Below are 25,225 nucleotides of genomic sequence, written 5' to 3'. Positions count from 1 at the left end.
CTTACCCTCCCGCAGCGGTAACCCGGTTATAATGCTCCAAGTATACCAACAAAATAGAAATATCAGCAGGAGTCACACCAGAAATACGCGAAGCCTGACCTATAGAAATAGGACGAATCTTAGTCAGCTTTTGACAAGCCTCTATGGATAGACTATGGATAGCTTCGTACTTAATATTATCTGGAATTTTCTTCTTTTCCATTTTTTGTAATCTATTGACTTGGATTTCTTGCTTCTCAATATAACCGGCATATTTTATTTGAATCTCAACTTGTTCCATTACGTCCTCATCCAGTTCAACTTCTGATGGGAAGTACGAACTGATGTGAGGATAGTTAACTTCAGGACGACGAAGTATCGTCAGTAAATTACTTCCATCCGTTAACGGCGTGGAACCAATGGATTCCAACAGTGAGTTAATGGCATTAGGAGAAACAGAAGTCTTTTGCAAACGTAAGATTTCCTGTTCAATCTTTTCTTTTTTATCCAAAAAACGTTGATAACGATCTTCAGGAATCAAACCAATTTCATGACCGATCGGCGTCAAACGAAGATCCGCATTATCATGACGTAGTAGAAGTCTATATTCCGCACGCGAGGTGAGTAATCGGTAAGGCTCATTCGTTCCTTTGGTTACCAAGTCATCAATCATTACACCAATATAACCTTGTGAACGATCAAGAATGATAGGTTCTTTGTCTTGTGCTTTACGAGCTGCATTTATTCCCGCCATAACACCTTGACCTGCTGCTTCTTCATAACCTGAAGTTCCATTAATTTGTCCCGCTGTGAAGAGTCCAGGAATCTTTTTAGTTTCCAAAGAAGGCCACAACTGTGTTGGAACAACCGCATCATATTCAATAGCGTAACCATTACGCATCATCTCTACGTTTTGAAGACCCGGAATCGAGCGTAACATCTGAAGCTGTAAGTCCTCAGGCATACTAGTAGACAAGCCTTGGACATAATACTCGGACGTATTCTTACCTTCTGGCTCAAGGAAGATTTGATGCTTTTGCTTATCACTGAAACGCACTACTTTATCCTCAATCGATGGGCAATAACGAGGACCTGTTCCTTCAATAACTCCTGTATACATCGGTGCCCGGTGAAGATTGGCATTAATAATGTCGTGAGTAGTAACCGAGGTGTAAGTCAACCAGCAAGGCAATTGCTCGTTGTTAGATTCTTTAGTCTCATAGGAGAAAAACTTAACTTTTTCATCACCTGGTTGAATTTCCGTTTGAGAAAAATCAATCGTATCCTTATGCACACGAGGAGGTGTCCCTGTTTTAAAACGAACCAATTCAAGACCATGCTCTTTCAAGTTATGTGACAAATTCACCGAAGGTTGCTGGTTATTAGGTCCACTCTCATAGGTCAGCTCACCCATAATTACTCTACCGCGCAAATAAGTTCCCGTCGTTACTACAACCGACTTGGCACGATATTCCGCTCCTGTCTTGGTGATAACGCCAACACATTTCCCATCTTCAACGATCAACTCTTCAACCATACCTTGCCGGAGCGTTAGGTTCGGCTCTTTCTCCATCGTTTCTTTCATCGCGTGCTGATACAGGAATTTATCGGCCTGCGCACGAAGCGCATGTACAGCTGGACCCTTTCCCGTATTAAGCATGCGCATTTGAATGAAAGTCTTATCAATATTGCGCCCCATCTCGCCGCCGAGCGCGTCAACCTCACGAACGACATGGCCCTTTGCAGGACCACCAATAGACGGATTACATGGCATAAATGCAACCATGTCCAAATTGATCGTGATCATCAACGTATTACAACCCATGCGCGCGGCAGCAAGTGCTGCTTCACTACCCGCATGTCCGGCGCCAACGACAATCACATCGTAACTACCCGCATGATAGCTCATCATATATCTCCCCCTTTAACTTACAGAATATTTTTTCAGTACGTACTTTTTATGGATTCAAGCACTTTTTTTATATTAAAAATCTAATATTTAAAAACCTTCACTATCATCATACCATGAACAGACAATGACGATACACCCGGCCATTATTTACCCAGACAAAATTGCGAGAAAATTTGGTCAATTAATGCATCTGGCGCTGAGTCGCCAATAACTTCACCTAGTTGCTCCCAAGCTAGTCGCACATCAATTTGTAGAATATCAATAGGAACACCAATCTCCGTAGCCTGATAGGCATCTGCAAGTGACTGCTTCGCCTGCTTAAGCAATGCGATATGACGGACATTACTTACATAGGTAAGATCGCCCGACTCCAGCTTGCCGCCAAAGAACAACTGTGAAATAGCTTCTTCAAGATGATCTAGTCCTACCTGTGCTGTCACAGACAATTCAACGATAGCCTCAGCAGGAAAATAACGAGCTACTAATTCTCGATCCAAACGTTGTGGTAAATCAATCTTATTCAATAAAACGATAGTTGGACGGCCCTTAAATTGCTCCATGAGCCTAATCTCATCCTCATGTAACTCATCAGCACTATTCAGAACAAGCAATATTAAATCTGCATCATTTACCGCTGCCTTCGAACGCTCCACACCAATTTGCTCTACAATGTCCATAGTTTCACGTATTCCAGCCGTATCCAACAGTTTTAGTGGAATATTATTAATTGTTACATACTCCTCAATAACATCCCGTGTCGTTCCAGGAATATCGGTCACAATCGCTTTGTTTTCACGAGCAAGTGCATTTAACAACGAAGATTTACCTACATTAGGTCGCCCTATGATAGCCGTCGTAATCCCTTCACGGAGGATTTTCCCCTGATTAGCATTCTTTAAAAGCAGCTCAATACCTTCCGTCACTTCCGTGCACTTGTTCCTAATGAACTCCATCGTCATCGATTCCACATCATGCTCTGGATAATCGATATTGACCTCAATATGCGCCAACGTCTCCACCAGTGTATATCTTAGCGCAGTGATCTTGCGTGATAGATCGCCCTCCACTTGCTTCAATGCTACCGAAAATGCCCGATCCGACTTGGAACGGATCAAGTCAATAACCGCCTCCGCTTGCGTCAAATCGATCCGTCCATTCAAAAAGGCCCGCTTCGTGAACTCCCCCGGCTCAGCTAGACGAATCTCACGCTGTTCCAGCAGTAAGTCCATCACACGCTTAATCGAAATGATCCCGCCGTGCGTGCTGATCTCTACCACATCTTCCGTTGTGAACGATCGTGGGGCCCGGAATACCGTCACAAGCACTTCTTCCAACTTCTCATCTGTACGAGGATCTATGATAAAACCATAATGCACCGTATGACTCTCGGCATCCTCTAACTTCGTCTTCGAGCGAAATAAACGCCCAACCTCACGGATCGATTCAGGTCCACTGACCCGGATGACCGCAATTCCACTCTCCCCCACCGCCGTCGAAATAGCGGCAATCGTATCGCTCAACATGGTTAGTTCACCTCTATAAGTTTATGGTGGAATAATCACACCACTAGATTTCAAATCCCAAGATACTTAATGGCAAAATAGAGCGCTACGCAGTCCGTTTGATCCTTCGATCGCTGTTGTCGCCAGATTATATGAACTATTATACCTAACAAGGTTATAATCCGGCGACAAAGGCGAACGCTTGCGCTTCTTCGGACTCAAACGGCCTGCTTCGCTAATCTTTTCACCACTAATTTTCAACTCCAAAAGTCAGCGTATCCCCAAAGGGGACAGCGCCTCCTTACACAATCTAACACCAAAACTCAAACGCTGCTCATTCCACCCTACTTCGTAGCGTTACCCAATCAAACACTATAATCCTTGCTCATACTCAGCGCATCCCGCAGGGACAGCGATTCCTCGTACTACGTAGCACCCAAACTCAAGCGTCGCTCACTCCACCACACTTCGTAGCGTTGCCTCATTCAAACACTATAATCCCTGCTCACACCCAAGCGCATCCCCAAAAGGGGACAGCCTGTCCAAGTTCATTAGCAGGAGCACCCTCAAGTATAGCGTGCCCATAGGGCGAAAGCGGCATATTCCGTAAACATCACTCGGGTGCCTCAAACAGCAGTAGTGTCTGCAACATGTTTCCTGGTAACTCGGGAGCTCCAAAAAGTGAGACGTACCCGAAGGGAGAAAAGCGTGCCTCGTGCCAAATGTACAGCGCATCCCCGAAGGGGACAGCGAGCAGGAGCGCCTCTCTCCCTCCTACGTTTCTTAAAGCGGGAGTCCAGAGGGCAGCAGGCCCTTGGGGCCCTACCTTACGATAAGGGAGGGTTTGGGTGGGATGGGAAAACTATAAAAAGACGCAACAACATTTTTGCCGAGGCAAAACGTCATTGCGTCTCATTCATTTGCTTTGCTTCAGTGTGATAACCACCCGACGGCTTGGCTCCTCGCCTTTGCTAAAAGTTTTAACCTCGGGATGGTCCTGAAGTTTGGAATGAATCACTTTGCGCTCCTGCGGCGACATCGGTTCAAGAGCAACCTCTTTACGCGTACGCACTACACGACCCGCCAACCTCACAGCCAGTTCTTCCAGCGTTTTTCTGCGCCGCTCGCGGAAATTCTCTGCATCGAGAGTTATCCGGATAAAGCTTTCGGAATAACGGTTCGCAATGATGTTCGCCAGATACTGCAAAGCGTCGAGAGTTTGACCTCTACGACCAATTAACAGTCCCAAATCACTACCTGAAATATTCAATACAATATTGTCCTTCTTATGGAGTATATCTACAGCCACCTGAAGGCCCATATTCTCGCCAACGTCGCGAACAAATGACGCCGCCTCCTCGTATGGATCCCGTCCATCGGATACCCCATTCTCATTTAAAGATGGAGAAATGGAAGATTCTACAGAGGTCTTTTGCGGTCGACCAGTAGGTGTATCCACAAGCAAAGTAAGCTCCACCTTTGCTTCCTTAACGCCTATCAGGCCTAGGAATCCTTTTGATGGCTGCTCTAACACATTCACGGCGACTTTATCCTCGGTAGTGCCGAGCACGGCCAATCCTTGTTTTACAGCTTCTTCAATGGTTTTTCCCGACGTCACAATTTTATTCATTTCGACTTTTTGGCCTCCTTGGCGCGTTTACCAGGATGTCCGGCTTTTAAGTTCGAGCCACCCTTTTTAGAACCGCCATTATTAGAACCGCTTGTAACAGCAGCGGCGTTGTTGATTGCCAAGACAGGATCTTTCTTACGATAAATTAAGAAGTTCTGTACAATCGTGTACAAGTTACTGTATATCCAGTACAACGGAAGCGCTGCTGGAAATTGATAGGCCATAAAGAAGATTAAGACCGGATAGATAAACATCATAAATTTCATTGGCCCCTGCATACCATTAGGGTTCACATTGGACATCATCTTCGTTTGAATAAACGTTGTTAATGCCGCAATTACAGGAAGGATAAACCACTTATCGGGTTCTCCAAGTTGCAACCATAAGAATGAGTGATCACGGATTGCCGAGTTGTTATAAATCGAGTTATACAACGCGATAAACACCGGCATTTGAATCAACATAGGGAAACAACCCGCCATCGGATTCACCTTATGTTCTTGGAACAATTTCATCGTTTCTGCTTGTTGTTGCTGAGGGTTGTCCTTATATTGTTCCTTGAGCTTCGCTAATTGCGGCTGTATAGCCTGCATTGCCTTTGAACTTTTAACTTGCTTAAGTGTAAGTGGCAAGATCAAAGTCCGCACAATAAGCACCATAACAAGAATGGCTAGCCCATAGGCTCCATTAAACCATTTTGCAAACGTATCCAGTGCTAATGAAAAGTAATACACCACATTAGCTGTCCACCAACCTTGGTTTCTCATTTCCTCGGTGGTAGTGGCAACTTTAGTTGCTTGCGTTCCACAACCTGCCAGTATAGCTATTAGACCAATCGCAAGGATGAGGAGAATCCATTGCTTTCTGTTATTCTTAATCCGTGACACTTCAAAACCCCTCTCTTAGCCGTTCCATCATCATAAATCATAACATATATAAAGGGACAAAGAAACAAGCCTGATCACGGTTTGGAGGACCTAAGTAACGAGGACTTCCGCAGCACGTGAAGCACACTTTTTTCCAGTTCCTGATATTCCATTTCAACTGCGCCATTACGTACAATTAGAATGATATCCACATGATCTCGGATCTCCGCCTCATGTAGACGCACGATTTCTTTCAACTTCCGACGTATCCGATTACGGACAACGGCATTTCCAATTTTCTTGCTGGCCGACACACCAAGCCGAAACCGCTCGATATCATGCTTGTTTGACCAATAGACGACGAGTTGACGATTAGCGAAGGATTTTCCTGCCCGATAAACCCGGCCGAAATCCGCTCGGTTCCTTAGACGAAGCTTCTTATGCACAATCAATCTCCTCGACTCAAATCCCTTTATTTGTTCATAAAAAGATTCAGACTTCTATAGTAGTATAAATCAGCAACAATGTTGGTATACACTCATCCACTAAGTGATCCCTCAAGGGTCAAGCATACCAACAAACAGTAATCGTCTTCTTCTTTTTCAAAAAAACAAAGTGAAATTAATTACTTTAGTATATATTGCGTAATCTGCCGGAATAAAGCCCCCCAGCTAATAAGGATTACGACTTGATAAAGAGTGTACTCATCGTTTTCAACAAAAATATAAGCAAGTATGAGTTAAAACTTATACTTGCTTATATCGAAAAAAAGACCACCGTAGTGGTCTCACGTAGTCATTACGCACTAAGTACTTTTCTACCTTTTAGACGACGAGCAGCAAGAACCTTGCGGCCACTAGCCGTGCTCATTCTCTTACGGAAACCGTGAACCTTTTTACGTTTGCTCACATTCGGTTTGAAAGTCGGTCTCATTTATTGCACCCCCTTAACAGGAACTACTATCATATTCACCATTTTCATTACGCACAGAAAATGCCTTTTTACATTTAACCATAGAACCCCCTCAAAAGTCAAACGGGTCCCTCTTATCTCTTCGCACCATTTCAATTATACACAATCCACAGCAAAAAATCATGTTTTCCCCTGTTGATAGCTCTTTTTTTACAGAATATAAGTTATGCACATGTGGAAAAGTATTTTACAACTACATGGATCTACACTATATTGAAGTTATGCAGTTGTGTACAAGTATACAAATTGCGGATATTGTTATAAAATCGGTGATATCAAGGTTAGTTTGTATCATTAAACAATAACTTCACTTGATATTTATTTATTTGAATAGGAGTCACAAATTATGCAATATCCAGCTGCGTGGTTAAAAGGAAGTACGCTCGGTGAGTCGATTGCCAGTAAACTTCGTTTACAAATCATAAATCGAGAGATCAAACCAGGGGAGATTTTATCTGAAAATCGCATCGCTGCGGACTTTGGAGCAAGTAGATCGCCAGTGCGAGAAGCACTAAAGATTCTTGCAGCAGAGGGACTTATCTCTTTGCAGAGAATGGGAGTTCATGTGAACGGTTTAAGTTTTAATAATATTGAAGAATTATATGATGTTCGTTTTTTAATTGAGAATTTTGCCTGGCAACGTATGGCCGCAAGCGATTCGGCAGCACGAATAACCATGTTGAATCAGATCATTGATAAAATGGATTTAGCCGCAAAACATAATGATTTCGTGGAATTTGCTTATCAGGACTTTTGTTTTCATGAATACATCATTAAAGAAACCAAACATACAAGAATTTTGCACTTATGGACCAGCATCAGCCAAATCGTCATAACCCTCATGCTCATTACGACAAAAAAAATATTCTCACAACAAAAAAAACATATTCAATCTGTGATCCAGCAGCATCAAAAGTTGTTAGAATGTTTGCAATTTAGAGATACTGCCATCATACAAGCGCGGGTCGAAGAATATTTTGCTGATTCCCGCCGAACACTGCAGACCAGCCTACTGTAAATTAATTATTATGGAACATATATAGTAGAAAGAGGGTTTTTTCGGATGGATCAACTGACATATATGATTGGAATTGATCTCGGAACCACCAGCACCAAAGCTGTCTTATATGAAAAAAACGGCACGGTAATTGCTAGCTCAAATGAAGGATATCCCTTATACATACCTAGTTTCTCAGCTGCAGAACAGAATCCGGAGGAGATTTTTAATGCGGTTATAAAATGTGTTGATCAACTGATGCGCCAGACCAAAATTCAGCCAGAATCGGTTATGTTCGTTGCTTTCAGCTCAGCAATGCATAGCGTTATCCCCATAGATTCAAATGGAAAACCACTTATGAATTGCTTAACTTGGGCAGATAATCGAAGTGTGGAATGGTCGGAAAAGTTACAGAAAGACTTGGGTGGTTTTGATATTTATTTACGTACAGGAACCCCCATCCACCCTATGTCTCCCCTAGCCAAATTATTATGGCTTCGCCATGATCATCCCGATATTTTTAATAAAGCCTATAAATTTATCTCTATTAAGGAATATGTATTTGCCAAACTGTTTGATGGTCATTATGTTGTTGATTACTCCATCGCTTCCGGTACAGGTCTGATGAATTTAGAGCAATTAAACTGGGATGAAGAAGCGCTGAAAATTGCCGGAATAACACCGGATCACCTCTCGGTGATCGTACCGACTACTCATGTGATGCAGGGAGTTTCACAGAAATATGCTGATGAGATGGGACTTATCCCCTCTACCCCATTTATCATTGGCGCAGCTGACGGAGTCCTTTCAAATTTAGGCGTTGGTGCCATTGATCAAGGTGTTGTTGCCGTAACCATTGGAACGAGCGGAGCTATACGCACCGTAGTAGATAAACCCAAAACTGATCCTAAAGGTCGCATTTTTTGTTATGCTTTGACGGACAAACACTGGGTTATTGGTGGGGCTGTTAACAATGGCGGCGTCATTTTCCAATGGATGCGTGATGAGTTTGCTTCATCCGAAGTAGAAACAGCCAAACGCTTGGGGATTAGCCCCTATGAAATGTTAACTAACATCGCCGAGAAGGTCTCCCCCGGTTCTGAAGGTCTCCTTTTCCATCCATATCTTGCTGGAGAACGTGCTCCACTTTGGAATCCTAATGCACGTGGGTCATTCTTCGGACTATCGCTGAATCATCGAAAAGAACACATGATTCGGGCTGTTTTGGAGGGTGTTATCTTCAATTTGTATACCGTATTACTCGCAATGGAGGAACAAATTGGCCTTCCACAGCAAATTCAGGCTACCGGTGGTTTTGCCCGTTCGCCACTATGGCGGCAGATGATGGCGGATATTTTTGATCAAAAGATCGTTATTCCTGAGAGCCATGAAAGTTCTTGTCTTGGAGCTGTCGTACTCGGTTTATATGCAATGGGAGAAATTGATTCGTTTCAAATCGTCAAGGATATGATTGGGGATACCTACGAGCACATCCCGAATAAACAAAATTCCGCGATATATAAAAAATTACTGCCAATCTATATCAATATTTCACGTAAATTTGAAGATGAATATGCGGCAATCGCAAAATTTCAACGCCATTTTTCAGAGATAAGGTAAGAAGTATCATTTCCTGCATATTGAGCATAATGATAGAGCTACTTTCCAAATTGGAAAGTAGCTCTATTTTCTTATTTTTATGTTATACACAATTTACGAAGTATTTTTTCACCATCATAATCTAACAACTTGTGCATAGTATAATTTCTCTTTTAACTCATTTTGTCGAACTTTAAACAATTTATAAACAATATGTAGTGGTGTTGATGATAATTATGCACAAGTTATTGAATTTGTGGATAAAATACGCCAGTGCATTGAAATATAAGGACTATTTTGCTATGATAATATTGCTTTTGATGTGCATATCTAAGTTTACCATCATGATTTATTAACAGCCTGTGGATAACATTGTGAACAATTAATTATTTATGCTGTTAATAATGATTACATTTTACTTACTATTGGGGATAATTTCTCCCTTTATTTTTGTTTTTACGACTCTTTCTGCATGGCCTAGCCACAATTGGAAGATCTTAAAGGAGTGACAGTCTGTGGACAGCCATACCTCCGAACTATGGCAGCATATATTAGCGATCATCAACACCAAACTCAGTAAACCCAGCTTCGATACTTGGTTCAAAGCCACGAAGGTTGTGTCCCTCACCGATCGTTCCATCGTGATCTCCGCTCCCACCACATTTGCCGTGGAATGGCTGGAGAGTCGTTATACCAAACTCGTAGCGACAACTGTATTTGAATATCTCAATAAGCAGGTTGACGTTTCCTTTGTCATTGAGGAATCTGCTCCAACTGAACTAACTCCAGCACATAAAGAGCCTCCAGCACCTGTTCATATGGAAGAAGGCTTTTCCCATATGCTGAATCCGAAATACACCTTTGATACTTTTGTCATTGGTTCGGGTAATCGATTCGCACATGCTGCATCTCTAGCCGTTGCCGAAGCACCAGCTAGGGCTTATAATCCGTTGTTCTTATATGGTGGAGTAGGTTTAGGTAAAACGCACTTAATGCATGCAATTGGGCATTACATCTTGGAGCATAGTCCTAGTAGCAAAGTTGTATATATCTCATCAGAGAAATTTACAAATGAATTCATCAACTCCATCCGAGATAACCGGGCTGAAAGCTTCCGCAACAAGTACCGGAACATAGATATTCTGCTGATTGATGATATTCAATTTTTAGCTGGTAAGGAATCAACTCAAGAGGAATTTTTCCATACGTTTAATGCGTTACATGAAGAACGCAAACAAATTATTATTTCCAGTGATAGGCCGCCGAAAGAGATACCCACTTTGGAGGAACGGCTGCGATCTAGGTTTGAATGGGGTCTCATCACCGATATTCAGCCTCCAGATCTTGAAACGCGGATTGCGATTTTGCGCAAGAAAGCGAAAGCAGAAAATTTAGATATTCCGAACGAAGCGATGATGTATATTGCTAATCAGATTGATACCAACATCCGCGAGCTTGAAGGAGCACTTATTCGTGTGGTTGCCTACTCTTCCTTGATTAATCAGGACGTAACAACCCATTTAGCCGCAGAAGCACTGAAGGATATCATCCCTTCCAGTCGTCCGAAGATGATTACTATCCAGGACATTCAGCAAAAGGTTGGCGAATATTACAATATGAAACTGGAAGATTTCAAAGCGCGCAAACGAACGAAAGCGATAGCCTTTCCTCGTCAAATCGCCATGTATATTTCCAGGGAGATGACAGACTTCTCGCTTCCGAAGATTGGGGATGCATTTGGAGGACGAGATCATACTACTGTCATTCATGCTCACGAGAAAATATCTCAGCTGATAAAAGTCGATCCTGATCTGTATAAAGTTATTAACACCATCTGCGAAAAAATAAAAAATTCATCCTGAATAAGGTGTAAGCCTATGCACATTCTATTAACATGTGGATAGGCTTCATTTCATATGTTTTATATTGTTATCCACATATTCAGTGCCCCTACTACTACTTCTATCTTTTAAAAGATAAATATCATCATATAAGCGGCGCTTTCGCGCACTAGTATCAAGGTCAAATTCAACCCAACACAGACCTGCAAAAGATACTCACTAATTCCCACGATAGAGTAGACAGCATAGGCTTTATAAAATCTAAGTTATGCTCGAGGAGTAAGTTTTATTACAGAGAAAATTAAAGAGGCTTCTGCTTCATAAAAATCTAGATACAAAAGAAGTAGGATATAGTGTGAAGTTTTATTGTGTAGAAGATCAAGAAGCGTAAGCTTCACAAAACTAAGTTAATGCTTACGAAGAAAGTTTTATTGCGAAGGAAATCAAGAAGTGTAAGCTTCACAAAACTAAGCTCATGCTTACGAAGTAAAGTTTTATTGCGTAGTTAAATCCAAGAAGCGTAAGCTTCATAAAACTTTTAGGAGTTGAATTTATGAAAATCCGAATTTTAAAACATGATTTGAATGAGTCCATTCAGCACGTATCCAAGGCGATCTCGAGCCGGACTACAATCCCAATCCTGACAGGTATTAAGCTGGATGTTAATTTCCAAGGTATGACACTTACTGCTAGTGATACAGATATATCTATTCAAGCTTTTATTCCAGCTGAAGATAACAATAAACAAATCGTTCAAGTTGAGCGTTCTGGTAGCGTAGTATTGCCAGCAAAATTTTTCGTTGAAATCATCAAAAAACTTCCTTCTCAAGAAATTGAAATGGAAGTCTTAGATGGCTTTCAAACCTTAATTCGTTCCGGTTCAACTGATATTCAAATGGTCGGAATGGATCCAGAAGAATTTCCAGTATTGCCAAGTATAGAAGAAGATCAGATCGTTACGATTCCAGGTGATCTACTTAGAAATATGATTAAAGGGACTGCATTCTCCATTTCGGCGAATGAAACCTCCCCTATTTTAACCGGGGTTTTATGGAATTTAAATGATAGCAAATTCAAATTTGTAGCAACAGACCGTCATCGGTTGGCTAGCCGTACTGTAGGACTTACAACGGCTGAAGATATTCGTTTTAGTAATATTGTTATTTCCGGTAAAACGCTAAATGAACTCAGCAAAATTATCCCTGACCAGAATACACATGTGGATATCGTAGTTGCAGATAATCAGGTGTTATTTAAAATTGATCGGGTACTTTTCTATTCCCGTATTTTGGACGGAACTTATCCAGATACCTCTAAGATCATTCCGACAACTTATAAGACAGAACTCGTTCTGGACACCAAGAAATTAAGTGATTCGATTGACCGTGCTTATTTGCTGTCACGCGAAGAAAAGACAAATATTGTTCGTCTGCAAACGATGGAAGATGGTACGATTGAAATTTCATCTAGTTCATCCGAACTTGGGAAAGTAACGGAGCAAATAGAAGTAGTTCAATTTACGGGAGATCCGCTTCGCATTTCGTTCAACTCGAAATATATGCTGGATGTATTGAAAGTAGTGGAGAGCGAGCAGCTACATATCGGGTTTACAGGTGCAATGAGCCCGATCATTCTCAAACCGGTGGATGACAGCCAAAGTTTGTATCTTATTCTGCCGTATCGGACTACGAATTAATTACAAGGATATAGTTAGGGCAATAGCCTAAGAAAGGACAGACGCGACCTATGAAGACGATTGCGATTTCAACGCCATATATTAAATTGGATCAATTTTTAAAGCTGGCAGATTGTGTTTCGACCGGCGGTATGGCTAAAGCTCTATTGCAGGAAGAAGCTGTGAAAGTAAACCAAGAGCCTGAGGATCGTCGGGGACGGAAGCTTTATCCCGGTGATATTGTAGATGTAGATAACTGTGGTTCTTTTCAAGTAGCTGCGAAGTAAGGCTCCCTGAACCTAGTTGTGAGTGGCAAATGAGGGGGCTAGAGTGTCGTGTTTGTTAAGAATTTATCACTTCAGCATTATCGAAACTATGATAAACTCTCACTGAATTCCTTCGGGAATATTAATTTGATCATTGGTCGTAATGCACAGGGTAAGACCAATATGATAGAGGCTCTATTCGTTCTAGCACTGACTAAATCTCATCGGACCGGCAAAGACAAGGAACTGATTTCTTTTGGAAGCGATCATGCAATTGTGGCTGCCGAAGTTGAGAAAAAGTATGGAACGGTAGGTCTGGAGCTGAAGCTCTCTAGCCAGGGGAAGAAAGCAAAGATAAATGGGCTTGAGCAACGTAAACTGAGCAATTTTATCGGTTCATTGAACGTTGTCATGTTCGCTCCAGAGGACCTCGAAATCGTCAAAGGTACTCCTGGAATTAGGCGTCGTTTTCTTGATATGGAGATTGGACAAGTGCAACCTAGTTATCTGTTCCACCTACAGCAGTACCAAAAGGTATTACTTCAGCGTAACAATTTGTTGAAGCAGTCATGGGGTGCTGGTCCTGAAATGGGAACCATGCTGGAGATATGGAATGAGCAGCTTGCAGAGCATGGTGTTAAAATTATCAAGAAAAGGAAACAATTTATAAGAAAACTACAAAAGTGGGCTGAACACATTCACGAGGGCATCACCAGAGGGGAAGAAAAGCTTAAATTATCGTATCTTCCTTCGTTTGGTGAGGCTGAAGAGGAAGATGAAGCTGTTTTATTAGAGCAATTTATGATAAAGTTATCACAAATGAAAGATCAGGAAATCCGCCGCGGCATGACTCTCTCCGGACCGCATCGTGACGATTTGGCTTTTCATATCAATGGCAACGAAGCGCAGGTATATGGGTCACAGGGTCAGCAACGGACAACGGCGTTATCACTTAAGCTAGCTGAGATCGAACTCATACACGAGGAGATTGGCGAATATCCTATTCTTTTACTCGATGATGTGTTGTCTGAACTTGATCCTTATCGCCAGACACAACTGATTGAGACGTTTCAGAGTAAAGTACAGACGTTCATTACGGCTACGGGAATTGAGAGTATTAATGCGAGCCGCTTAAAGGACGCTATTATTTTTCATGTTCAGGAAGGACAGATTAATTTATAAGGGCGGAGGATAGAGATGTATATTCATTTGGGTGGAGAAAAAGTTATTTTCTCTTCGGAACTGGTGGCGATCTTTGATATTTCGGTCGAGAAATCATCCAAGGTTTCCAAACAGTTTGTCAGTAATGCTCTCGAGGGGAAGAATCTGATGCGAATCGGAGAGGAAGTAGCTAAATCCATAGTAGTGACCAAGAATATGGTGTATTACTCACCCATCTCCTCTGCTACGCTTAAGAAAAAGGCTAACATAATTTTTACTGTCTAACCGCCCCGTAGATAGGGGAATGGAATCTATAGAAGTAGGTGAAGGCATGTCTATGAACGAACAATCGTATGATGAGAGTCAGATACAGGTACTAGAAGGTTTGGAAGCTGTTCGCAAACGGCCTGGGATGTATATTGGTTCTACCAGCAGTCGTGGGTTACACCATTTGGTCTGGGAAGTCGTGGACAATAGTATTGACGAGGCATTGGCCGGTTTTGCGAATAAAATTGATGTGATTGTGCATGAGGATAATAGTGTGACCGTTATCGATAATGGTCGTGGTATTCCAGTAGGTGTACAAGCTAAGCTGAAACGCCCAGCCCTTGAGGTTGTAATGACAGTCCTGCACGCTGGTGGTAAATTTGGCGGTGGTGGATATAAGGTATCTGGTGGTCTTCACGGAGTAGGTGTGTCGGTAGTTAACGCCCTGTCCGAGAAACTCGTAGTAGAAGTAAAACGTGAGGGACATATTCATCAACAGGAATACCGCCGCGGTGCACCACAATATGATTTGAGAATTATCGGCGATACGGAAGAAACAGGAACCAAAACAAGATTCCATCCAGATCCTGAAATTTTTACAGAAACTACGGTATTTGACTATAATATATTGGTGACTCGTATTCGTGAGCTTGCCTTCTTGAATAAAGGCATTAATATTAGTCTGACTGATGAACGCACAGGAGTTTCTGAGGTGTTCCATTATGAGGGCGGTATTAAAGAATATGTGAAATATTTGAATCAACATAGAGAAGTTATCCATGAGGAGCCTATCTATGTTGAAGGACAACGCGACCAGATTCAAATCGAGGTTTCCTTGCAATATAACGACAGCTATTCGGAGAATATTTTCTCATTTGCTAATAATATTAATACCCATGAGGGTGGAACACATGAGTCCGGCTTTAAGAGTGCTTTAACCCGGATCATCAATGACTATGCACGCAAGAATAATTTGATCAAAGATAATGACTCCAATTTGACCGGTGATGATGTTCGTGAAGGATTAACGGCGATTATCTCAGTTAAAATTCCGGAACCTCAATTTGAAGGTCAAACGAAGACGAAGCTAGGGAATAGTGAAGTACGTGGTATCGTAGAATCACTATTTGCGGAGAGACTCCAAGAATTCATGGAGGAGAACCCATCCGTATCTCGTCGGATTCTGGATAAAGGACTACAAGCATCACGGGCTCGTGAAGCAGCTCGTAAAGCGCGTGAATTGACACGTCGTAAGAGTGCATTAGAAGTTAGTGCCTTGCCAGGTAAACTGGCTGACTGTTCATCTAAGGATGCTTCGATAAGCGAATTATATATCGTCGAAGGAGATTCCGCGGGTGGATCTGCTAAGCAGGGACGTGATCGTCATTTCCAAGCGATTCTACCGCTTCGTGGTAAGATCCTGAACGTAGAGAAGGCTCGACTTGATCGTATCCTCGGGAATGCTGAGATTCGGGCAATTATTACGGCGCTAGGTACCGGGATTGGTGAAGAGTTCGATATTTCCAAAGCACGGTATCATAAAGTCATTCTTATGACGGATGCCGACGTCGATGGAGCGCATATTCGTACTCTATTGCTAACCTTCTTGTTCCGTTACATGAGAAAGATCATCGAAGCTGGTTATATTTATATTGCACAACCACCTCTCTTCAAGGTTGAGCGTAACAAAGTGATTCGTTATGCAGGTTCTGAGAAGGAGCGCGATGAAATTATCGCTGAATTCGGTGAGAATGCGAAATTTAACGTTCAACGTTACAAAGGTTTGGGTGAGATGAACGCTTCTCAATTATGGGAAACGACGATGGATCCGGAGAGTCGTATGATGCAACAGGTATCTATCTCTGATGCGATGAAGGCGGACACCATTTTCGATATACTCATGGGAGACAACGTGGAACCACGGCGTGACTTTATCCATGAACATGCACAATATGTGAAGAATCTTGATATTTAATATATGTTCAGAGTATCGTCATCACGATGACGGTACTTTTTTTTGTGTATGGGAACCAAAATTCTCTAGATAGGGCTAAATAGATAATTTACTAAAAAGAAGGTATACTTTTTTGGTAAGCTTATTTTTGCTGTAAGAACAAAGAGTGGAGAAGACGATATGAGAAAATTAACGATTGATGATGTTGCACAAAGAGCGGGAGTATCAAAAAGTACGGTCTCGCAATTTCTAAATAAAAGATATAAGTATATGAGTGAAGCGACTAAACAGCGGATTGGCCAGGTTATTGAGGAACTGAATTATCAGCCAAATGGGCTAGCCAAAGGGTTGAAGCAGAATCGATCCTATATGGTGGGCGTTATTGTAGCTAATATTGATTACTCTCTGTCCATTCAATGTATTCGGGCAATTGAGAAAGAGCTACAGGACTCAGGGATCCAGGTCATTATTTGTAATGCAGATGAGAATCCAGAGAAGGAAAGCAAATATATTGAGATGTTAGTGGCTCGCCAGGTGGATGGTTTAATTGTGTTTCCAACGGGTACAAATACATCCGCTTATAGCAGGTTAATTGATAATAACTATCCACTCGTTTTTCTAGATAGGCTGGTTGAGGGAATTGTGACCCAAAGTCTACTACTGGATAATGAAATGGCAGTAAAGATAGCTATTCAAGAGTTGGTACAACATCATCATGAACGAATTGCCTTACTCTCACTGCCAATTGGAGTGAATGGTATTACGCCACGTAAGGAGAGACTGGGTGGATATAAGAGGGCAATGGAGGAGTATCAACTTCCGATCAAGGAACAATATATATGCAGTGCTCCAAGAGATGGAATTGCGACGGTGTTGAGAGGCTTGCTAGATTTGCCGGATCCACCAACAGCCTTGTTAGCTAGCAATGATATTGTCCTTGCCGAAATATTGAAGTTTGCGAATATGAATTCTCTTCGTATTCCGGAGGATATGTCCGTAATTGGAATCGATGATGCAGAATTTGCCCAAATCTACAATCCTGTCATTACCACCATTACCCAACCTGCTTATGAAATGGGGATGCAAGCAGCAAAAACTTTATTATCCAGCATCGAAGAGAGTGCAAACGCGGTCCCGATAACCTATCGTTTTCCTCCTACATTACGTCAAGGGAAATCCGTTAAAGATATTCTAGAATGATTGAAAAAGAACATGCCCCTTTACAAATAGGGGACATGTTCTTTTTTTGTTATCGCTATGTAGCGGTTGATACTTACCCAGCTTTGTTTATAAAATTTTCAAGCATCTCACGATTAGGTAAACCGTCCATATCACCAGGGGACATAACTGCTAAAGCACCAATCGCATTGGCCCGTCTAACTGCTTGCTCTAGTGGAAGATTCTCCAGCAATGCGCTGATGACCCCTACGGCAAAACCATCTCCTGCACCTACGGTATCTATAACTTTATCTACCTTGAACCCGGAAACATAACCTTCTTGATGTTGCGATTTATAATAAGCCCCTTCAGGTCCAAGCTTAATTACGACAATGGAAGGTCCACGTTCTAAATAAAAAGAAGCAATATCCTCAGGAGTTGTATACCCCGTTAAAATTTTTCCTTCACCGATCCCAGGTAGGAACCAGTCGCAACGTGTAGCTAACTGATTGATTGTATCGACCATAGTTTGGGTATCAGGCCATAAAGCGGGCCGAAGATTAGGATCAAATGAAACTGTTTTCCCATTACGGTGCATGTAATCCATAGCATGTAGAGAAAATTCATGACAACTTGGCGATAGTGCTGATGAAATGCTCGTGACGTGCATATGTTTTGCAGCATCGAAATAAGATTTATTGAAGTCAGCTAGGCATAAAGTGGAGGCTGCTGAATTTTTACGGAAGTATTCCACTTGTGGATCACCAGTAGTGACTTTAGATTTGATTAGCATTCCTGTGGAATGATCATGAGAAAATGAAATACTCTCCGTATCAATACCTTCTCGTTTTAGCGAAGCTTCTATAAATTTTCCAAAATTATCTTTTCCAAGTTTTGTAACGAGTCCAGTGATATGACCCAAACGCGATAATCCAGTTGCTACATTGGTCTCCGCCCCTGCCATAGCTTTAGAGAAGGACTGCACTTCTTGTAAGGGCCCCGTGTCATTAGCATAAAACATAGCCATCGGTTCCCCGAATGTAACCACATCTAGTTTCTTAGTCTCCATTATTTGTTCCTCCTTATAGGATTGTTCTACGCATTAGTTAAGTTATAAAATGAAATTATCACATAAATCGGTTTAGTACAATTAATAAAAGGATTTTGTTGACTTAATGGCGATATATTATTAGTATTTAGTATAATAGTTTATAAACATTTAGTAAATTAATTTATATTGATATTTCATTATGAAAGGGTGCTAACGTGAAAAAGATAAAAGTACTACATAACATTTCCTCTGTCGGAGTTGTCGCTGTAATCAGGGCGGATACCCCAGAAGCAGCTGTCAAAATGTCAGAAGCCTGCATTGCAGGTGGATTGAACAATATTGAAGTGACATTTACGACACCACATGCTGATCAGGCGATCGCAGAATTAGTCTCGAAGTTTGGAGGCCAAGCCGTGATCGGTGCAGGTACGGTTCTGGATCCACTCACAGCTAGAATTGCTATACTTGCAGGCGCAGAATTTATAGTAAGTCCATCTTTTGAAGAAGAAACAGCTAAAATGTGCAATCTATATAGTATTCCTTACATGCCTGGGTGTATGACGCTGAGTGAAATGAAAGAGGCTTTGAAATTAGGTGTAGATGTACTGAAACTATTCCCTGGTAGTGCCTTTGGACCTGACTTTGTGAAGGCTGTCAAAGGGCCCATGCCACATGTGAACATTATGCCTACGGGTGGAGTGGATTTGGATAATATGGAGCAGTGGATTGCTAACGGGTGTATAGCTGTGGGAATCGGAGGCAATTTGACCGCACCAGCAAAAGACGGTAGGTATGATCTTGTTACGAAGCTAGCAGACCAATATGTAACCAAATTTAGAGAAATTCAGAGAAGTTCAGAAAAAATAAAAATTTAGAATACATGAACGAAGCCCCAGCAATTTTGCTGAGGCTTTTATTAATACTCATTCTGGCACTATTGTTTTGCTGATGATTTTAGTCGTCCATATGCGATAGCATAACGGTGGATTCTTTTGTAGATACTCTTATCCTCCAATGTTTTAAATGGGAATAGGGCAGGGAGGGTGTTTACTTCTAAAATCCATATGTTGAACTGTTCATCTATAGCAATGTCGAGACCTATTTCTTTAAGACGGGGAAGTTTACTATTTAACTGGTTAGCAACCTGGACACCAACTGTTTTCATTTCTTTATACAAACTGGCAAATTGTTTTGGTAACAAATAGGGACCTAGCACCTCTTCTATAGGTGTGATCGCGCCACCGCTGTGATGATTTGTAATAATCTTGTTCAGGGCTGCGATACGAGCAATGAAGCCTGTTGCTTCCCAGTTTCCCTGGGGGCTTTTTTGTACTAAGGCTCGAAGATCAAATTTACGACGCCGATAGGTAAGCATCGTAATTCCTTTTTGAATGAGGTATTCTCGGTTACCTATTCTCTCCGTAAGTACTTCATGAAGCTCTTCAATCGTGGGAAACACTTCACTTTGGATACCATGTCGGAGCTTATATTGCTGCGGACTATCCTCTATTAATTCGTCATTCCAATTTTCGATACTCATTACGCCGTTGCCGTAAGTCCCCCGATCTGGCTTTAGATATACTACCCCATGCAGGTGTAACATTACTCTTAAATGTTCCAGTGAATATTTACGCGTTTCAGGAATGTACTGGCGTATATGTTCACGTTGTTTCAAAATTCTCGTCTTTTCCCATTTGCTAGCGATTCGCTGAATCGTCAAGTGGAGTCCCATCCTTTCTAAAAACTTCAAAGTACATTTTCTTCAGAGTATGAAAAACATAGGACAGAAGAGGTTTTCAATGATATAATTATAAGATCTGAGGATTTTATAAGTCTTTTGACGTGTAAAGAAAATGCCTATATTCGTAGTGTATGACCGTACATTGCAATGGGAGTGGACACATTCCTATTTTTTGTAGATCTATGGGAAGAAGGGTTGGAAGAGAACCACGTTTAATTGTGCTTGTTTTGTGCAAGTATTATAATAGATGTTGGTGGTTTTTCCTGTATATGTGACCGTTTCCAAGGTTTTTTCCCATACATAGGCGCATAGGCGTTTGGATAGATATTTAAGGAGGTCCAGCATGGCGGAAGAAAAATACTCGCAAATCACAGATCGGGACATTGGTGTAGAAATGCGCGAATCCTTTATGGATTATGCGATGAGCATTATTGTCAGTCGTGCTTTGCCGGATGTTAGGGATGGTCTTAAGCCGGTGCATCGGCGTATTTTGTTCGCGATGTCAGAACTGGGTATGTATCCGGATAAGCCATACAAGAAGTCGGCCAGAATCGTCGGTGAAGTTATTGGTAAGTATCACCCGCACGGAGATTCTGCAGTTTATGAAACAATGGTTCGTATGGCTCAAGATTTCTCAATGAGAAATATGCTCGTAGACGGACATGGTAACTTTGGTTCGGTCGACGGCGATATGGCTGCGGCAATGCGTTATACAGAAGCACGGCTTTCCAAGATAGCAATGGAAATGCTTCGCGATATTAATAAAGAAACCGTTGATTTTATGCCGAACTATGACGGTGAGGAACATGAACCTATCGTGTTACCGGCGCGTTATCCGAACTTGCTAGTTAATGGTGTCTCGGGGATCGCAGTTGGGATGGCAACTAATATTCCTCCTCATAATCTAGGAGAAGTTATTGACGGTGTACAAGCGTTGATCCAGAATCCTGATATTAGTTCGCTAGAACTAATGGATTATATCCAAGGCCCTGATTTCCCGACAGCGGGATTCATTCTAGGTCGTTCGGGTATTCGCCAAGCTTATACAACCGGTCGTGGCTCCGTTACAATGCGGGCTAAGGCAATTATTGAAGAGAATAATAACAAAGCTCGAATTATTGTTTATGAGCTGCCATATCAAGTGAATAAAGCTCGACTAGTTGAGAAGATTGCAGAACTAGTTCGTGAGAAAAGAATCGAAGGTATTACTGATTTGCGCGATGAATCGGATCGTACGGGTATGCGTGTGGTTATTGAACTTCGCCGTGATGTGAACCCAAGTGTGGTATTGAACAATTTGTACAAGCACACTGCTCTACAAAGCACATTCGGTATTAACATGCTAGCCATCGTTGACAATCAACCTAAGATTTTGACGTTGAAAGAAGTACTTTACCACTATTTGAAGCACCAAATCGTAGTTATCCGTCGTCGTACAGAATTTGATCTCAAAAAGGCGGAGGCTCGCGCCCACATTCTAGAAGGTTTACGTATCGCTTTAGATCATCTAGATGAGGTTATTGCATTGATCCGCGGATCACAAACGGCAGAAATTGCTCGTACCGGATTGATGGAGCGCTTTGGACTTAGTCAGGAACAAGCTCAGGCGATTCTTGATATGCGTCTGCAACGTTTGACAGGACTAGAACGTGAAAAGATTGAAAGTGAATATAATGAACTTTTGAAGAAAATCGCAGAGTATCGTGAAATTTTGGCAAATGAATCACTAGTGCTTCAAATTATTAGTGAAGAACTCCAGGAAATTCGCGACCGATTTGCTGATGCTCGTCGCACGGAGATTACAATTGGCGAAGAAAGCATTCTGGATGAAGACTTGATTCCGCAGGAAGAGGTCGTTATCACGATCACTCACACCGGCTATATCAAGCGGTTGCCTGTTACGACTTATCGTAGCCAGAAACGTGGTGGCCGTGGTGTCATAGGAATGGATACCAAGGATAATGACTTCGTTGAGCATTTGTTTGTAACGAACTCTCACCATTACTTGATGTTCTTTACAGATCGAGGCAAAGCGTACCGACTCAAAGCATATGAAATTCCTGAGTTAGGTCGTACTGCACGTGGTACACCAATTATTAACCTCATTCAAATCGAACAAGGTGAAACCGTCAATGCGGTTGTTCCGATAGAGAAGTTCGATGAAGATAAGTATCTATTCTTCGCTACACGTAATGGTATTGTGAAGAAGACACCAATCGAAGACTACATCAATATCCGTAAAGGTGGTCTAATTGCCGTGAATCTACGGGAAGATGATACGCTGATTGATGTAAGGTTGACGGATGGACAACAGGAATTAATCATGGGTACTGCTCAAGGAATGTCGATTCGATTCCCTGAAAGTGATGTGCGTTCGATGGGAAGAGCAGCTACTGGAGTTAAGGGTATTACACTATCTGAAAATGATGCGTTGATCGGAATGGAAATTGTGGTTCCAGATCAGGATATTCTAATCGTGACAACTAAGGGTTATGGCAAACGGACTCCTGTTTCGGATTATCGTATCCAAGGTCGGGGCGGTAAAGGTATTAAGACAATTAACGTTACCGATAAGAACGGTCCGGTAGTAGGCCTGAAAGTTGTTAAGGATGACGAAGATCTAATGATCATTACAAGTAGCGGAACATTGATTCGTACGAGCATGGAGGGTATCTCCACCATGGGCCGTTACACTCAGGGCGTCAAGTTGATCAATATCCGTGAGGATGACTCTGTAGCAACGGTATGCCGTTCAGATAAGACTGAGAATTCTGACGAATTAGGCGACGATGGCGAAGGTTTCATTGAATCTACTCCGGAAGTAGTCACACCTGAAGAAGGCAGTTCAGTTCAGGAATCGGACGACACGGAAGAATAAATAAATAATTACGAAGGCACTGTCGTCATATATGGTATGCTCAACTTATAAGTATGACCAATAGACGAAACAAACAGTGTATGAGCTAATGTATTTACAAGATCGAGTGGAGCGGACTTTCCTTTCTGGAAGTCCGCTTTTTTTACACAGGGCACGAACAGCTTTTAAAAAGAAGGATTGTTGCCATTAATTTGTCGTAATATAATGGAAATAGTCGTTTGCTAGATACGTTCAGTATAATAGGGGGCCTACCCTAGGATATGTAAATTGAGGAGTGAGTGTTTAATGGCTATTTTCCCTATAACGGAATTGAAACCTGGAATGAAAGTTGTGAGTGACGTACATACTTCACTTGGAGCTCTTCTGCTACAGAAAGGGAAGGTGCTTTTACCGAGGGATTTGGATATTTTACGTGCTTTCATGATTCAACAGGTTGAAGTAGAAGGCAAACAAGGTAAAGTTGAAAAAAATTACTCTTCTACAAAAGATACAGGCAATTCAAGTCGTCTTAATCCTCAAACTACAGGTTCTTCTTCAGAGCTAGCCTCAGCAAGTCTGCTTCATCAGGAATATGATCGTATGCTACTTCTAATTAAGAGCGCTTTTCAATCTGTTTTGGCCACAGAACTTCCGATTTATGAGTTACGCCATCAGTTGGAAGCGTTGATAAAGCAATTAAGTCATTATAAGGTTTTGACGTTTACGCCTCGTAATATTAATGAATATGATTATTTGTACCATAATGCGATTCTATCTTCTTTAACATCGTATCTTTTGGCTAAATGGCATGGACTACCTCAGAAGGATTGGATGCAGGTAGCATTTGCCGGGTTATTACATGACATAGGAAACACCAAAATAGATACAGCTATTCTATATAATCCAAATCCTCTTTCGGCTGCGGAAGTAGAAGAGATGCGTATGCATACTACATATGGTTACCAGTTACTTAGAAAGGTAACTGCAGTCAATGAAGGCGTTCGGCTAACAGCACTGCAGCATCATGAGAAGATGGATGGTACGGGGTATCCATTTAACCTTACAGAGGATAAGATTCATATCTATGCGAGAATAGTAGCGATTGCTGATATATTCCATGCGATGACGCTAAACCGTCGATATCGCAAAGCAAAGTCTCCTTATTTAGTATTGGAACAGATTAAGTCGGAAGCATTCGGGAAGTTAGATCCAGGAGTGGTCCAAACATTTATTGAGAAGGTAACCCAGTTCCATAATGGTATGAGAGTTCGCCTTAGTAATGATAATGTAGGGGAAATCGTCTTCACAGATCGAAACCATCCTACTCGTCCTATGATATCGGTCAAAGGTCAAATTATTAACCTGACTCAGGATCCAAAACTATATATAGAAGAAGTTTTAACTTAAGGGTTGCAATTTTTGTCGAAAGTTGATATAATACTCTTTGCTGCTGTAAGAAATAATTGAATTTTAGGAAAAATTAGAAATAAATAATTTCAAATTAATCCTTGCATTATTCGACAGTAGATGATATATTATAAGAGTTGCTGCTGAGACATTGAGCGACAACGGCAACGAAGTTGATCTTTGAAAACTGAACAACGAGTGAGTGAATTTCACGAAAGTGAAAATCAAAAAAAATGATGTAATCCAAACGGATGAAAATCCGGTTGAGATAATATCGTCAGTTTCAAAATGAGCAATATCAGCTTTTCCAACTTAATGGAGAGTTTGATCCTGGCTCAGGACGAACGCTGGCGGCGTGCCTAATACATGCAAGTCGAGCGGAGTTGATGA

General features: G+C 41.7%; 20 protein-coding genes and 1 rRNA gene. 13 read left to right on the top strand and 8 right to left on the bottom strand.

The window, feature by feature from the left end:
• Position 1 precedes the first annotated feature (1 nt).
• The 6 genes from mnmG to rpmH all read right to left on the bottom strand — a co-directional run bounded on the left by mnmG (position 2) and on the right by rpmH (position 6,822).
• The gene (gene mnmG / locus EJP82_RS07785) at positions 2–1,888 is read right to left on the bottom strand and encodes a tRNA uridine-5-carboxymethylaminomethyl(34) synthesis enzyme MnmG (protein ID WP_127191683.1); all 1,887 of its coding nucleotides are present in this window, start codon (positions 1,886–1,888) and stop codon (positions 2–4) included.
• 146 nt (positions 1,889–2,034) lie between these two features.
• On the bottom strand, positions 2,035–3,414 hold the full coding sequence (gene mnmE / locus EJP82_RS07780) for a tRNA uridine-5-carboxymethylaminomethyl(34) synthesis GTPase MnmE (protein WP_127191482.1): 1,380 nt from the start codon (positions 3,412–3,414) through the stop codon (positions 2,035–2,037).
• Positions 3,415–4,309: 895 nt separating this feature from the next.
• On the bottom strand, positions 4,310–5,023 hold the full coding sequence (jag, locus tag EJP82_RS07770; protein WP_127191480.1) for an RNA-binding cell elongation regulator Jag/EloR: 714 nt from the start codon (positions 5,021–5,023) through the stop codon (positions 4,310–4,312).
• Positions 5,020–5,910 carry a YidC/Oxa1 family membrane protein insertase gene (locus EJP82_RS07765; RefSeq protein ID WP_127191479.1) on the bottom strand — a complete coding sequence of 297 codons (891 nt, stop codon included), beginning with the start codon at positions 5,908–5,910 and terminating at the stop codon, positions 5,020–5,022. Before EJP82_RS07765 ends, jag begins: the two co-directional genes overlap by 4 nt.
• Positions 5,911–5,984: 74 nt before the next feature.
• Positions 5,985–6,335, bottom strand: a complete 351-nt coding sequence (gene rnpA, locus EJP82_RS07760) for a ribonuclease P protein component (protein WP_127191478.1) — start codon at positions 6,333–6,335, stop codon at positions 5,985–5,987.
• A 352-nt stretch (positions 6,336–6,687) separates the two neighbouring features.
• Positions 6,688–6,822 carry a 50S ribosomal protein L34 gene (rpmH, locus tag EJP82_RS07755; protein WP_127191477.1) on the bottom strand — a complete coding sequence of 45 codons (135 nt, stop codon included), beginning with the start codon at positions 6,820–6,822 and terminating at the stop codon, positions 6,688–6,690.
• 385 nt (positions 6,823–7,207) lie between these two features.
• Here rpmH and EJP82_RS07750 point away from each other — a divergent pair, with 385 nt between their 5' ends.
• The 9 genes from EJP82_RS07750 (at position 7,208) to EJP82_RS07710 (ending at position 17,821) form a co-directional block, all read left to right on the top strand.
• Positions 7,208–7,879, top strand: a complete 672-nt coding sequence (locus EJP82_RS07750; protein ID WP_127191476.1) for a GntR family transcriptional regulator — start codon at positions 7,208–7,210, stop codon at positions 7,877–7,879.
• 45 nt (positions 7,880–7,924) lie between these two features.
• Positions 7,925–9,478: a gluconokinase gene (gene gntK / locus EJP82_RS07745; protein WP_127191475.1), complete on the top strand. Its 1,554-nt coding sequence runs from the start codon at positions 7,925–7,927 to the stop codon at positions 9,476–9,478.
• Between the two features lie 494 nt (positions 9,479–9,972).
• The gene (dnaA, locus tag EJP82_RS07740; protein ID WP_127191474.1) at positions 9,973–11,319 is read left to right on the top strand and encodes a chromosomal replication initiator protein DnaA; all 1,347 of its coding nucleotides are present in this window, start codon (positions 9,973–9,975) and stop codon (positions 11,317–11,319) included.
• Between the two features lie 532 nt (positions 11,320–11,851).
• Positions 11,852–12,994: a DNA polymerase III subunit beta gene (dnaN, locus tag EJP82_RS07735; protein ID WP_127191473.1), complete on the top strand. Its 1,143-nt coding sequence runs from the start codon at positions 11,852–11,854 to the stop codon at positions 12,992–12,994.
• 50 nt (positions 12,995–13,044) lie between these two features.
• Positions 13,045–13,260 carry a S4 domain-containing protein YaaA gene (gene yaaA / locus EJP82_RS07730; protein WP_127191472.1) on the top strand — a complete coding sequence of 72 codons (216 nt, stop codon included), beginning with the start codon at positions 13,045–13,047 and terminating at the stop codon, positions 13,258–13,260.
• Between the two features lie 48 nt (positions 13,261–13,308).
• Complete coding sequence (gene recF / locus EJP82_RS07725) at positions 13,309–14,421, top strand: DNA replication/repair protein RecF (protein ID WP_127191471.1); 1,113 nt, start codon at positions 13,309–13,311, stop codon at positions 14,419–14,421.
• Between the two features lie 15 nt (positions 14,422–14,436).
• Entirely contained in the window at positions 14,437–14,685 is a 249-nt protein-coding gene (gene remB / locus EJP82_RS07720; protein WP_127191470.1) for an extracellular matrix regulator RemB, read from the top strand.
• A 46-nt stretch (positions 14,686–14,731) separates the two neighbouring features.
• Positions 14,732–16,642, top strand: a complete 1,911-nt coding sequence (gyrB, locus tag EJP82_RS07715; RefSeq protein ID WP_127191682.1) for a DNA topoisomerase (ATP-hydrolyzing) subunit B — start codon at positions 14,732–14,734, stop codon at positions 16,640–16,642.
• A 159-nt stretch (positions 16,643–16,801) separates the two neighbouring features.
• The gene (locus tag EJP82_RS07710; RefSeq protein WP_127191469.1) at positions 16,802–17,821 is read left to right on the top strand and encodes a LacI family DNA-binding transcriptional regulator; all 1,020 of its coding nucleotides are present in this window, start codon (positions 16,802–16,804) and stop codon (positions 17,819–17,821) included.
• Between the two features lie 73 nt (positions 17,822–17,894).
• On the opposite strand, the gene EJP82_RS07705 is transcribed toward EJP82_RS07710, so the two are convergent.
• The gene (locus EJP82_RS07705) at positions 17,895–18,848 is read right to left on the bottom strand and encodes a sugar kinase (RefSeq protein WP_127191468.1); all 954 of its coding nucleotides are present in this window, start codon (positions 18,846–18,848) and stop codon (positions 17,895–17,897) included.
• A gap of 197 nt (positions 18,849–19,045) precedes the next feature.
• Between EJP82_RS07705 and EJP82_RS07700 the strand changes: the two genes are divergently transcribed.
• On the top strand, positions 19,046–19,705 hold the full coding sequence (locus tag EJP82_RS07700) for a bifunctional 4-hydroxy-2-oxoglutarate aldolase/2-dehydro-3-deoxy-phosphogluconate aldolase (protein WP_127191467.1): 660 nt from the start codon (positions 19,046–19,048) through the stop codon (positions 19,703–19,705).
• 59 nt (positions 19,706–19,764) lie between these two features.
• Here the strand turns inward: EJP82_RS07700 and EJP82_RS07695 are convergent, their stop codons facing one another.
• Positions 19,765–20,550 carry a YheC/YheD family protein gene (locus EJP82_RS07695; RefSeq protein ID WP_127191466.1) on the bottom strand — a complete coding sequence of 262 codons (786 nt, stop codon included), beginning with the start codon at positions 20,548–20,550 and terminating at the stop codon, positions 19,765–19,767.
• Positions 20,551–20,914: 364 nt separating this feature from the next.
• Here EJP82_RS07695 and gyrA point away from each other — a divergent pair, with 364 nt between their 5' ends.
• The 3 genes from gyrA to EJP82_RS07680 all read left to right on the top strand — a co-directional run.
• Positions 20,915–23,449: a DNA gyrase subunit A gene (gene gyrA / locus EJP82_RS07690; protein WP_127191465.1), complete on the top strand. Its 2,535-nt coding sequence runs from the start codon at positions 20,915–20,917 to the stop codon at positions 23,447–23,449.
• A gap of 285 nt (positions 23,450–23,734) precedes the next feature.
• Positions 23,735–24,835 (top strand): HD-GYP domain-containing protein, encoded by a 1,101-nt coding sequence (locus EJP82_RS07685; RefSeq protein ID WP_127191464.1) that lies wholly within the window; start codon positions 23,735–23,737, stop codon positions 24,833–24,835.
• Between the two features lie 312 nt (positions 24,836–25,147).
• Positions 25,148–25,225, top strand: a 16S ribosomal RNA gene (locus EJP82_RS07680); the annotation flags it as partial.

It is taken from the genome of Paenibacillus anaericanus (assembly GCF_003994475.1).
Lineage (GTDB): Bacteria > Bacillota > Bacilli > Paenibacillales > Paenibacillaceae > Fontibacillus > Fontibacillus anaericanus.
This window is presented reverse-complemented; position numbering and strand designations above follow the sequence as displayed.

Excerpts from the sequence above, each read along its gene's own strand:
- mnmE (WP_127191482.1), bottom strand. The coding sequence starts at position 3,414 with ATGTTGAGCGATACGATTGCCGCTATTTCGACGGCGGTGGGGGAGAGT.
- EJP82_RS07710 (WP_127191469.1), top strand. The coding sequence starts at position 16,802 with ATGAGAAAATTAACGATTGATGATGTTGCACAAAGAGCGGGAGTATCA.
- mnmG (WP_127191683.1), bottom strand. The coding sequence starts at position 1,888 with ATGAGCTATCATGCGGGTAGTTACGATGTGATTGTCGTTGGCGCCGGA.
- gyrA (WP_127191465.1), top strand. The coding sequence starts at position 20,915 with ATGGCGGAAGAAAAATACTCGCAAATCACAGATCGGGACATTGGTGTA.
- gntK (WP_127191475.1), top strand. The coding sequence starts at position 7,925 with ATGGATCAACTGACATATATGATTGGAATTGATCTCGGAACCACCAGC.
- EJP82_RS07705 (WP_127191468.1), bottom strand. The coding sequence starts at position 18,848 with ATGGAGACTAAGAAACTAGATGTGGTTACATTCGGGGAACCGATGGCT.
- rpmH (WP_127191477.1), bottom strand. The coding sequence starts at position 6,822 with ATGAGACCGACTTTCAAACCGAATGTGAGCAAACGTAAAAAGGTTCAC.
- remB (WP_127191470.1), top strand. The coding sequence starts at position 14,437 with ATGTATATTCATTTGGGTGGAGAAAAAGTTATTTTCTCTTCGGAACTG.
- dnaN (WP_127191473.1), top strand. The coding sequence starts at position 11,852 with ATGAAAATCCGAATTTTAAAACATGATTTGAATGAGTCCATTCAGCAC.
- jag (WP_127191480.1), bottom strand. The coding sequence starts at position 5,023 with ATGAATAAAATTGTGACGTCGGGAAAAACCATTGAAGAAGCTGTAAAA.
- gyrB (WP_127191682.1), top strand. The coding sequence starts at position 14,732 with ATGTCTATGAACGAACAATCGTATGATGAGAGTCAGATACAGGTACTA.
- EJP82_RS07685 (WP_127191464.1), top strand. The coding sequence starts at position 23,735 with ATGGCTATTTTCCCTATAACGGAATTGAAACCTGGAATGAAAGTTGTG.
- yaaA (WP_127191472.1), top strand. The coding sequence starts at position 13,045 with ATGAAGACGATTGCGATTTCAACGCCATATATTAAATTGGATCAATTT.
- EJP82_RS07750 (WP_127191476.1), top strand. The coding sequence starts at position 7,208 with ATGCAATATCCAGCTGCGTGGTTAAAAGGAAGTACGCTCGGTGAGTCG.